The following is an 11,578-nucleotide window of genomic DNA, read 5'->3' on the forward strand; positions in this document are numbered from 1 at the left end:
ACGACATGACGCGTCTTGACCGGCCTCGAAGCCCCTAGCGGCCCGTGCCGACATGACGCTGCGTTGCGACATCGTCCAGCCAGCTGCGAGGGCCGACGCTGTCGATGACGCGCAGTGACTCGCCACTGCTTTCGGCGGTGAGATGAGCGTCGGTGGCGACCAGCACGGTGCCCGGTTCCAGCAGGGGCAGCACCTTCCGTTTGAAACCCTCCGGCACGATCACCTGATTGACGATGTCGGCCGGCACCGCCTGGCCGGCTTCAGCTTCGTAGCCCGGTACGCCAATCGCAATCCACGTCGGCAGGGGTAGCTTACGCAGATATGCTTCATTCTCTTGAAGGCTCTGCTGCGGGCTCGGGGGCTGGAAATGCCCCTCGACGATATAGGCACGGGTACCCGTCATGATGTCGGGGCGGCCAAGCTCGACGCGCGAGCGTCCGATCTCGACGCCGTTGCGATAGACCACGATCATGCGGTCGCTGCGGCTCAATACCATGGAGACCGGGCCTTGGGTGGGCGGATCCATGACCCAGCGCCAGCTGCTTCCACTGGCCAGCATCGGCATATCGATATCGGCACCGGTGTCGGCATCGATGGGGCTCAACGGGCCCGGATGAACGACGGAGACGGGCGCCTGGCCCTCCTGTGCCACGACAACGGTCATGCCGATATTGGAAGCATCGAACAGCAGGCGTGCAAATTCGCTCGGCAGATGAATACAGCCGTGAGACTCGGGATAACCCGGCAGGCCACCGGCATGTAGCGCCACGCCGTCCCAGGTCAGGCGTTGCTGATAGGGCATCGGCGCGTTGCCGTAGAGATTGGAGCGGTGGTCCTTGTCTTTCTGCAGCACGGTAAAGACGCCGGTCGGTGTTTCGTAGCCTTCGCGACCACTGCTGATCGTGGTCACACCGATCAGAATGCCGTTGCGATAAACATAGGCGCGCTGTTCGGTCAGGCTGACGATGACGGCCATTGGCCCGCCGCGCTTGTCGTCGCCGCCCCAGATCCAGGCGCCCGGCGCGAGGTGGTCTACCGGTATGTCGACGGGGCTGGACTGCTTCTCGCCCCAGAAGGGCACCGCGAAGCTCGTTGACGAGACCAGCAGGGCGGCGGTCAGTAGCAGTATGGTTCCAAGACGCGACATGCTGGCTCCCCCAACGGTCTTCTCTTTCTCGATCTCGTGCGTGTTCTCGAGTCGTACGCTTTATCAATGTCGTACGCGCTAGCCGGTCTGGCAATCCGCTGACGCGAATCGGGTCAACGCGAGCTGAGGAAAGTGTCGTCAGGACTTTCGCGATCGTCGATACGGGCCTGAGCGCACTGCGCCAGTGCCGAATGCATCAGCCACTCCCGCTCGGGGTAATAGGAGAAGACGAACTGGCCTTCCTTGAGAACATCGATGACGTCACCAGCGACATCCGGGCGCAGGGCAGGACAGCCCCAGCTTCGCCCCAGCCGGCCCTGGCGTTCGCCGCTTTCAGGATCGACGTAATCGGCGCCATGGATCACGATGGCGCGACTCATGGCGGCGTCGTTGAAGCCGGGTTCCAGTCCGTCCAGACGCAGCGAGTAGCCGTTCTTGCCTTCATAGGTCTGGCGAGTGACGAACAACCCCAGGCTCGAGGCATGCGAGCCTTCCTCATTGGAGAATCGGTCCGGAATATCGCCGCCCGAGCCTTGGCCGTGCGCCACGACTTCACGGTATAAAAGCTTGTCGTGCTTCAGGTCGAAAACCCACAGACGCGGTGTCAGCGAAGAACGGCTGTAATCGATGACCGCGAGGCGCTGTGCCTGTTCGCCCACGCCGTGGCGCTGCGCGCACTGCATGGTCGCAAGCCCGAGGGCGATGACATCCGGGGCCGCATCCGGAGCGAGACGCTCGAGCGATGTCGCGGTGAGCCGAGACACTGTGTCGGCACGAGCCAGAAGGTCGGATGAGGCTGGTGGTGTCGCCGCGACCGCGGGTGCGGCCAGAATCGACGCCATGCCGCCTACCAGGAAGGACAAGGCAACCGAGCGGGATACCGAAGCCAGTGATCGGGATACCGAGGTCGGCAGGGATAGCGAAAAAGAGAGATTGATCATCGAAGCAGGACGAACCGCGCCGCTGGAGGGTCTTCAGCATGCGGGACGATGCGAAGCCAGGCAAGCACTGCGAGGTGGGGTTATGCCACTAAAGTCTAGATGTCATTACTTAGCCTTCTTCGTAAATTGGCGCGGATAACCAAGCCGCGACCGTTATCGGTCCGCCAAACGTACCGATAAAAGCACCTGCCGAATGCCCACAAGGCGTTCTTTCTGCTCCAGGGACCCTAGATGATCACATTCATTGCATCGATCCTGCTATTGATAGTGGGCTACTTCACGTATGGAAAATTCGTGGAACGCGTGTTCGTGACCGACCGCAAGCGCCGCACGCCTGCGTTCACCATGCGCGACAACATCGACTACGTGCCGATGAACACGACGCGCAACTCGTTGATTCAACTGCTCAACATTGCTGGTGTGGGCCCGATTTTCGGTCCTATTCTCGGCGCTCTCTACGGGCCGGTGGCGTTCTTCTGGATCGTGATCGGCTGTATCTTCGCCGGCGCGGTGCATGACTATCTGACGGGCATGATCTCGATCCGCAATCATGGCGCGCATCTGCCGCAACTGGCCGGCAAGTTCCTGGGCAAGGTCATGAAGCACGTCGTCAACGGCTTCGCCATCCTGCTGCTGCTGCTGGTGGGCACCGTGTTCGTGACGTCTCCTGCGGCACTGCTGGCCAACATGACGCCGCTGTCGATCACGCTGATCACCATGGTGATCTTCGCCTACTATCTGCTGGCAACGCTGCTGCCGATCGACAAGATCATCGGGCGCATCTATCCCTACTTCGGTGCGCTGCTGCTGTTCAGCGCGCTGGGCATCGGTCTCGGCATGATCTTCACTGGCGCGCCGATCCCCGAGCTGTCGTTCCAGAACATGCATCCGCAGGGCGCTCCGATCTTCCCGCTGCTGTTTCTGACCATCTCCTGCGGGGCGCTGTCGGGCTTCCACGCTACCCAGACGCCGATCATTTCGCGGACGACCGAGAACGAAGGCAATGGCCGCAAGATCTTCTACGGCATGATGATCACCGAAGGCGTCATCGCGATGATCTGGGCGGCAGCCGCCATGAGTCTGTTCCACGGCGATCAGTCGCTGTCGGACGTGCTGGCGGCTGGCGGCCCGGCGGCGGTGGTCAGCGAAGTTTCCACCACCATGCTGGGCGCCATTGGCGGTACGCTGGCGGTTCTCGGCGTCATCGTGCTGCCGATCACCTCCGGCGACACGGCATTTCGTAGTGCGCGCATGATCATCGCCGACTACCTGAAGATCGATCAGCGTCCGCTGGTGAAGCGTCTGCTCATCGCTGCACCGCTGTTCGTGGTCTCCTACGGGTTGACGCACATGGACTTCACGCTGCTATGGCGCTACTTCTCCTGGGCCAACCAGACCACGGCCGTCATCGCGCTGTGGGTTGCGACCATGTACCTGGTGCTGGCGCGTAAACCGCATCTGATCACGTCGATTCCGGCGACGTTCATGACCATGGCGACCTTTACCTATCTCGCCTATGCCCCGATCGGTTTCGGCCTGTCGCTGCAGATGAGTTACGTCGTGGCTGCCATCGGTACGTTGATCTGCATCGCGCTGTTCATGAAGCGCGTACGCCGCCTGAGCGGTGGCCTCTTCGCCGTCGACGAACCGGAAGTGCCGACCTTCAAGGATGGCAAGCCGGCCGAGGCGCTGGCGGCCAACTGATTCGACAGGCCGTCTCAGCAGACCGGCTGAAGCAAACGGGCCCGTGCCATTGATTGGCACGGGCCCGTTTCTTTTTGGTCTCGTACTGCTTGGTCTCGTACTGCTTGGTCTCGTACTGCCGAAGCAGGATGAGCCGATGACCGGCTCGGCAACACCGAGCCGGTCAGTCGATCACGACGCCTGGTAGAGCTTGTTCAGCGCAGCGTTGAGCGTCTTGCTGGGACGCATGGCTTCGCTGACCAGTTCGCCGTTGGGGTGGAAGTAGCCCTTGATGTCCACCGGCTTGCCTTGCACGGCATTGAGCTCGTCGACGATCGTCTTCTCGTTGTCGCCGAGCGTCCTGGCGATCTCTTCGAACAGCGACTTCAGCTCGCTGTCCTCGGTCTGCGCCGCCAGTTCCTTCGCCCAGTAGAGCGCCAGGTAGAAGTGGCTGCCGCGGTTGTCGAGCTCGCCGACCTTGCGCTTGGGTGACTTGTCGCTGTCGAGGAATTCGCCGTTGGCGCGGTCCAGAGTGGCCGACAGGATCTTGGCGCGAGCGTTGTCGAAGGTGCTGCCGAGATGCTCGAGCGAGGCCGCCAGCGCCAGGAATTCACCCAGCGAGTCCCAGCGCAGGTGGTTCTCTTCCAGGAACTGCTGGACGTGCTTGGGCGCGGAGCCGCCGGCACCGGTCTCGAACAGGCCGCCGCCGTTCATCAGCGGCACGATGGAGAGCATCTTGGCGCTGGTGCCGAGTTCCATGATCGGGAACAGGTCGGTCAGGTAGTCGCGCAGCACGTTGCCGGTCACCGAGATGGTGTCCTCGCCCTTGCGGATACGTTCCAGCGAGACCTTCATGGCCTCGACCGGCGCCAGGATGCGGATATCCAGGCCACTGGTGTCGTGATCCTTGAGGTAGGTCTCGACCTTCTCGATCAGCTTGGCATCGTGGGCGCGGTTGGCGTCGAGCCAGAAGATCGCCGGAGCGCCGCTTTCGCGGGCACGGCTGACGGCCAGCTTGACCCAGTCCTTGATCGGCGCGTCCTTGGTCTGGCACATGCGCCAGATGTCGCCGGCTTCGACGTCATGACTGAACAGTGTCTGGCCGTTCTCGTCGGTGACGACGACGGTGCCGTCGGCCGGAATCTGGAAGGTCTTGTCGTGGGAACCGTACTCTTCGGCCTTCTGTGCCATCAGGCCGACGTTGGGTACGCTGCCCATGGTGGTCGGGTCGAAGGCGCCATTCTTCTTGCAGTCCTCGATCACCGTCTGGTAGATCGTGGCGTAGCAACGGTCAGGAATCACGGCCTTGGTGTCATGCAACTGGTCGTCGGCGCCCCACATCTTGCCGGAGTCGCGAATCATCGCCGGCATGGACGCGTCGATGATCACGTCAGACGGCACGTGCAGGTTGGTGATGCCCTTGTGGGAGTTGACCATCGCCATCGGCGGGCGCTCTTTGTAGAGGGCGTCGATGTCGCTCGTGATCGCGTCGCGCTGTTCGCTCGGCAGCGACTCGATGGCGCTGTAGAGATCGCCGATACCGCTGTTGGGGTTGAAGCCGGCCGTCTTGAGGGCGTCGGCATGCTTCTCGAGGACGTCCTTGTAGAACTCTTCGACCACGATGCCGAACATGATCGGGTCGGAGACCTTCATCATGGTTGCCTTCAGGTGCAGCGAGAACAGTACGTTGCGCTTCCTGGCGTCCTTGATTTCGCTGTCGATGAAGTTGCGCAGGCGGCGGCTGCTCATGCGTGCAGCGTCGACGACTTCGCTTTCCTTGACCGCGAGGCCTTCTTTCAGCGTGATGCGGGTGCCATCTTTCTGCTGCAGTTCGATCTTGAGCTTGCCTGCCTTGGCGATCACGGCGGACTGCTCGCTACCGTAGAAGTCGCCTTCGTTCATGTGGGCGACGTGAGACTGCGACTCGCTGCTCCACTCGCCCATGCGATGCGGATATTTGCGGGCATAGTTCTTGACCGACTTCGGCGCGCGACGGTCGGAGTTGCCTTCACGCAGCACCGGGTTGACCGCGCTGCCCTTGGCCTTGTCGTAGGCCGCCTTGATCGCTTTCTCTTCGTCGTTCTTCGGCTCGTCCGGGTAGTCCGGCAGGGGATAGCCCTGGCTCTGCAGCTCCTTGATCGTGGCCTTGAGCTGGGGGCCGGAGGCGCTGATGTTGGGCAGCTTGATGATGTTGGCTTCCGGCGTCGTGGCCAGTTGGCCGAGCTCGGCCAGATCGTCGCTGACGCGCTGCTCGTCGCTGAGCAGATCCGGGAACTGTGCCAGGACGCGCGCAGCCAGGGAAATATCGCGAGTCTCGACGGTGATGCCGGCAGTCCCGGTGAAGGCTTCGATGATCGGCAGCAGAGAGTAGGTGGCCAGGGCAGGCGCTTCGTCAGTCAGGGTATAGATGATCTTCGGCGTATTGGACATGTCTATTCGTTAACCTCTCTTTGGCAATGGCACGAAGTGTCGAGCGCTTACGGAAACGTGAATGCGCGTCGCGCTCCCTGGGTGGACCGATGGGTGGTTCGATCCGTGGAGCGCGAAGCACCGCGATGGCGGCCTTCGAGACCTTGGTGAAGGGCGCCATCGCGATCTGAACTCGGTCGCGGCATCGACGATCGAAAGTTGTCGACAACCTGCGGTCGCGCCAGAGTATACCAGCGCCACGTGACCAACGCATTCACGCGGCGCTGCGCGGCGCGTTCCGTTCAGGGGAAGGAAACGATTTCCACCCAGTTGGTCTTGTTGCCGGTCGGCGCGTCGCTGACATGAACCAGTTCGCCGCTGGTCGGCTCGATGCGGTAGAGCGCCAGGTGATCGCTCAATTCCCCGGAGGCCACCAGATAGCGGCCGGTGGGATCGATCTCGAAACCGCGAGGCTGCTTGACGGTGGGCTGGTTACCGACGAAATGCAGTTCGCCGGAATCCGGATTGGCCCGCAACGTACTCAGCGTGCTGCTGGTGCGCTCGGAAAGGTACAGATGACGGCCGTCCGGAGTGATGTGCAGGTCGGCCGCCCAGACGCGTGGCGTCTCGTCGCCGTCAGGAATCTCTTCCTGAGGCATGCCCGGCGCCAGATTCATCCCTTCGGGAAGCCCTTCGCAGATGGCGATCTGGGTCAGGGTTCCGTTTTGCGCGTCGAGTTCGAAAGTCGTGACGGTAGCGCTGAATTCCCCCAGGACATAGACGAACCGACCGTTGGGCGAGAACACGAAATGACGCGGGCCGGTGCCGTCGGCCGTGCTGGCCGCGGGAGGGTCATTGGGGACGAGGGCGCCATCGGCGAAATGGAACTGGGCCAGCCGGTCGTCGCCCAGGTTGGTGGCGAAGACATGGCGATTGTCCGGCGTGGCCTGGATCGCATGGGCGCGGCTGCCGGTCTCCAGTGTCTGCGTGGCATCGCCGGCGACGCCGTTGTCATCGATGGGGCTGACGCTGACCAGATTGCCGCCGTAGGAGGCCGCCAACAGATAACGTCCGGAGCGATCGGTCGCGATGTAGGCCATGCTGCCATAGAGCGCGCCGCTGCCGAGCGGGGTCAGTGCGCCGGTGCCCGCTTCGATGCGATAGCTCAGCACGCGCAGCGGATCGCTGCGGATGGCGGCGTAGAGCGTCTGCTTGTCGGGGCTGATGGCCAACGGCATGACGTTTTCGGCCGCCTCTGTCGTGGTCAGCGGGATCAGCCGTTCGGTCTGGCGATCCAGGCGATAGCTGCCGATGGTTCCGTCGCCTGCGTTGGCGGCGTAGACGACGGTATCGATAGCAGGTTCGGCTGGGTTCATGGCGCTTTCCTTATCTTTATGAACAGAGCTTGATAGACAAACCTTCCTTTTAGCATCGCCGGCGTGCCGGCGTCGATTGCCGATAAGTCGTGCCCGCCGTTACCATCAGCGCTTCGCCTCGAGTCGGCTCTGCAGCAGATTGAGTATCGCGCGCTCGTCCGGCCCGGTCAGCTCGTCGTCCTTTTCCAGTTCGGTTTCCACCAGCTTGCGGAAATGATCCAGCGTGCGTCCATCGAGATAGCTCTCCACGACACGCGGATCGATGTAGCTTGCTTTGGCGATGCTCGGCGTATTGCCCAGCGTCCTGGCGACCCGCTCGACGGCCTGGCGAACGTTTTTCTCGTTGATCTTGTCGTTCTCGCCCGGGCCGACCTCCTCCAGCGCCAATGCGGCGATCGAGGTGCCGGCCCAGGTACGAAAATCCTTGGCGCTGAAGCGTTCGCCCATGACCTCATGGATGTAGTCGTTGAGATCATGACTGTCGACCCGGACTTTGTGGCCGTCTGCGTCGAAGTACTTGAATATCTCGTAGCCGGGAATGTCGTCGAGCTCGGCGACGATCTTCGCCAGACGCTCGTCTTCCACCACGCGGTGCTGTTGCTGCCCGCTCTTGCCCTGGTAGTCGAAGATCAGTTCGTCACCTTCGATGGTCAGGTGTTTCGAGCGCATGGTGGTCAGGCCGTAGGAGTGGTTCTCCTCGCGATAGCGCTCGCTGCCGGGGCGAAAATAGGCGCCATCGATCAGCCTCACCATGCAGGCGAGCACTTTCTCCCGCGGCATGCCGTCGAGCGCGAGGTGCTGGCCGGTCGTTCGGCGCATGGGCGTGAGGCGCTGCGCGAATTCGATCATCCGATCGAACTTGAGTGCCTCTCGTTTCTCGCGCCATTTGGCGTTGTAGATGTACTGCTTGCGACCGGCCGCGTCGCGACCGGTGGCATGGATGTGGTGACGCTTGTCGAGCACGATCTCGACGTCACGCCAGGCCGGTGGAATTGCCAGCGAGCCGATCCAGTCGCGCCAGGCCTTGTCGGTCATCGTCTTGCCATTCTGCAGGCGATAGGTGAAACCCTTGCCGCAGCGATGACGGGTCGCCCGCCGGGGGGAGGTCGTGGTCATGGCAAGCTCCTTTTGCCGGAACCGATCGATGTCGTCCGCCGTCGGTGGCGGAACAGGTTCGAGATCAGAATAGACCAGCCTCGGCAAAAGGGTCGCCGTTGGCCCGTTTGACGTAGACTTGGCGTGATTCGATTCGTGGACAGGGGGCGAGATGACAGGGCGGTTTCAATGGATGTGGCGACGAATGCATCGTTCGCTGTGGTATCGCGCATCACTCTATTCGCTCGCGGGCGTCGTCACGGCGTTGATCGCCTGGGTCGCCACGCCTTGGCTGGGCATCCCCGCGGTGGTCAGCGTCGGGGCGAGCGCGGTGGACAGCATTCTCAATATCATCGCGTCGAGCATGCTGGCGGTGACGACCTTCTCGTTGAGCGCCATGGTCACTTCCTACGGTTCGGCGACCAGCAATGTCAGCCCGCGGGCGACGCTTTTGCTGATCGAGGATCGGGTCACGCAGAACACCCTGGCGACCTTCATCGGCGCCTTTCTGTTCAGCCTGGTCGGCATCGTCGCGCTGGCGGCCGGTATCTACGACGAAGATGGCCGTACGCTCTTGTTCGCTGCCACCCTCGTGGTCATCGTGCTGGTGGTCTACCAGCTCATCAAGTGGGCTGGCTATCTCACGCGCCTGGGGCGGGTCCGAGACACCATCGGCAAGATAGAAAACGCTGCCCGTGGCGCGTTCGAGAGGCGCATGGAAAACCCTTATCTGGGCGGCCAGGCGATGCCGGCGACCCTGCCACCGGATCTGGTGCCGGTGCGGGCGGGCAAGGTGGGTTACGTGCAGCACATCGATATGCCGCTGCTCGATTCGCTGGCGGAGGATGCGGCGGAGTCGATCTATGTCCAGGCGCTGCCGGGCACCTTCGTCGATACCCAGGCGGTGCTGGCCTTGACGCCAAAGCTGGGCGACGAGCGTGCCGAGAAGATCACGAGCGCCTTCACCGTCGGGCCGGCGCGACGCTTCGAACAGGATCCGCGCTTCGGCCTCATCGTTCTGTCGGAGGTGGCTTCCCGCGCGCTCTCACCGGGGATCAACGATCCCGGCACGGCGATCGATGTCATCGGCTGCGGGGTGAGAGTGTTCACCCCCTGGCTGCAGCACGCCGCCGGCAGCATCGAAGAGAAGCCTCGGCCAGTGCGTCATGTTTACGTCGAGGCGCTCGACAGCGCGGATCTGTTCGACGACTTTTTCACGCCCATCGCTCGCGACGGTGCCAGTACGGTCGAGATCGGCATCCGTCTGCAGAAGGCGCTGAAAGCCCTGGCCGCGGTGGGCGACGACCACATCAAGCGTATTGCCCGCGAACACATGACGCTGGTGATCAAGCGATTCGATCAGGGGCTTGTGCTCGAGGAGGATCGGCAGCGCGTCAGAGAAATCGAGGCATCGGCGGCACCGGCGCTCGGGCCCGACCGGTAAGCAGGATATATCGTCCGGCATTTCGAGGGCGCGAAGGCGTCAATCTGTTCTAAAAACGACATCGAACTGTCTAATAGCGTTGTGTCTGTCGCAGAGAGATAAAAACGCATGCGTCCCGACTTCACAGGGCTTACAGTCGAAACGAGACCGAAAAGGCTTCAGGAAAGCCGCTCGAGGTCTTCGTCATGGTCGCTCGCCAACGCGTGCCTCGCCACGTACCGAGACTGACAGGCGCCAGGGAACCGCAATAACAATAACCACCGATACATCCTTGGAGGAGACGTGAAATGGCAACCCATCCCTCTCGAGGCGCCGCCCCCAAAGGTGCTGTGCCGGAGCCCCAGACTCTTGGCTTCCTGCTGCTGGAAGATTTCACCCTGATCTCGCTGGCATCGGCCATCGAGCCGTTGCGCATGGCCAACCAGCTCGCTGGTCGCGAACTGTACCGCTGGTACGTGATGACCATGGACGGGGCACCCGTGCGGGCGAGCGACGGTATGCAGGTGACGCCGGATGCCAGCGCTCACTCACCGCTGAGGCTCGACTGGCTGGTGGTCTGCGGTGGTGTTGCGCCGCAGCGCTCGGTGACGCCGGCGCTGCTGACCTGGCTGCAGGGCCGCCAGCGCCAGCTGCGCCGGGTCGGCTCGGTGTGTACCGGCAGCTGGGCCCTGGCCCAGGCCGGTTTGTTGAACGGTTATGACGCCAGCATCCATTGGGAGTGCCTGGCCGCGATCCAGGAAGCATACCCGCGCACGACCTGGAGCACGCGGCTGTTCTCGATCGATCGCGATCGCTTCACGGCTTCCGGCGGCACTGCGCCGCTGGACATGATGCTCAACATGATCGGGCGCGACCATGGCCGGGAGCTGTCGGCGGCCATCTCCGAGATGTTCATCTACGAGCGGGTTCGTGGCGAGGAGGATCAGCAGCGGGTGCCGCTCAAGCATGTGCTGGGCACCACGCAGCCGAAGCTTCTCGAGATCGTGGCGTTGATGGAGGCCAATATCGAGGAGCCGATCGAGCTCGACGAACTGGCCAGCTATGTCGATGTCTCCCGGCGCCAGCTGGAACGCCTGTTCCAGCGCCACCTGCACTGTTCGCCCTCGCGCTATTATCTCAAGCTGCGGCTGACGCGAGCCCGGCAACTGCTCAAGCAGACGCCACTGCCGATCATCGAGATCGCCTCCGCCTGCGGCTTCGTCTCCACGCCGCATTTCTCGAAGTGCTACCGGGAATTCTTCGGTACGCCGCCGCGAGAGGATCGCGGCGAGACGTTGAAGATTCGTCGCCTCGAACCTGCCGTGATGCCGCTGATGGATAACGACCCACTGATGCAGTCCAGTAGCGCGACGGTCGCGTTAAGTCATGCCCGGGGGGAGCCGACCTACGCCAGCGTAGCGCTGGGGTGACGGGCTTCCTGCAGCTCTAGGTCACGAACGGCGAACCGCCGGGAGGATCTTGCCGGCCGTGTCGGATGCGGCCG

8 protein-coding genes are annotated in these 11,578 nt (G+C 62.6%); 3 read left to right on the plus strand and 5 right to left on the minus strand.

Annotation, left to right across the window (positions count from 1 at the left end; all coding sequences use genetic code 11):
• Positions 1-34 precede the first annotated feature (34 nt).
• Entirely contained in the window at positions 35-1,147 is a 1,113-nt protein-coding gene (locus tag BC443_RS02580; RefSeq protein ID WP_071230281.1) for a L,D-transpeptidase, read from the minus strand.
• A gap of 113 nt (positions 1,148-1,260) precedes the next feature.
• Positions 1,261-2,088, minus strand: a complete 828-nt coding sequence (locus BC443_RS02585) for a murein L,D-transpeptidase catalytic domain family protein (RefSeq protein ID WP_247643201.1) — start codon at positions 2,086-2,088, stop codon at positions 1,261-1,263.
• Between the two features lie 231 nt (positions 2,089-2,319).
• On the opposite strand from BC443_RS02585, the gene BC443_RS02590 reads away from it, so the two are divergent.
• On the plus strand, positions 2,320-3,792 hold the full coding sequence (locus BC443_RS02590) for a carbon starvation protein A (protein WP_071230283.1): 1,473 nt from the start codon (positions 2,320-2,322) through the stop codon (positions 3,790-3,792).
• 171 nt (positions 3,793-3,963) lie between these two features.
• Here BC443_RS02590 and BC443_RS02595 read toward each other — a convergent pair whose 3' ends face one another.
• The 3 genes from BC443_RS02595 to BC443_RS02605 form a co-directional block, all read right to left on the minus strand.
• On the minus strand, positions 3,964-6,201 hold the full coding sequence (locus BC443_RS02595; protein ID WP_071230284.1) for an NADP-dependent isocitrate dehydrogenase: 2,238 nt from the start codon (positions 6,199-6,201) through the stop codon (positions 3,964-3,966).
• A 281-nt stretch (positions 6,202-6,482) separates the two neighbouring features.
• Positions 6,483-7,556, minus strand: a complete 1,074-nt coding sequence (locus BC443_RS02600) for a beta-propeller fold lactonase family protein (RefSeq protein ID WP_071230285.1) — start codon at positions 7,554-7,556, stop codon at positions 6,483-6,485.
• A 105-nt stretch (positions 7,557-7,661) separates the two neighbouring features.
• On the minus strand, positions 7,662-8,672 hold the full coding sequence (locus BC443_RS02605; protein ID WP_071230286.1) for a DNA topoisomerase IB: 1,011 nt from the start codon (positions 8,670-8,672) through the stop codon (positions 7,662-7,664).
• A gap of 184 nt (positions 8,673-8,856) precedes the next feature.
• On the opposite strand from BC443_RS02605, the gene BC443_RS02610 reads away from it, so the two are divergent.
• Both BC443_RS02610 and BC443_RS02615 read left to right on the plus strand, forming a co-directional pair.
• The gene (locus tag BC443_RS02610; protein WP_210766231.1) at positions 8,857-10,095 is read left to right on the plus strand and encodes a DUF2254 domain-containing protein; all 1,239 of its coding nucleotides are present in this window, start codon (positions 8,857-8,859) and stop codon (positions 10,093-10,095) included.
• Positions 10,096-10,382: 287 nt separating this feature from the next.
• Complete coding sequence (locus BC443_RS02615; protein ID WP_071230288.1) at positions 10,383-11,504, plus strand: GlxA family transcriptional regulator; 1,122 nt, start codon at positions 10,383-10,385, stop codon at positions 11,502-11,504.
• The last annotated feature ends 74 nt before the right edge of the window (positions 11,505-11,578 follow it).

The organism is Salinicola sp. MIT1003 (assembly GCF_001858555.1).
GTDB classification, from domain to species: Bacteria; Pseudomonadota; Gammaproteobacteria; order Pseudomonadales; family Halomonadaceae; genus Salinicola; species Salinicola salarius.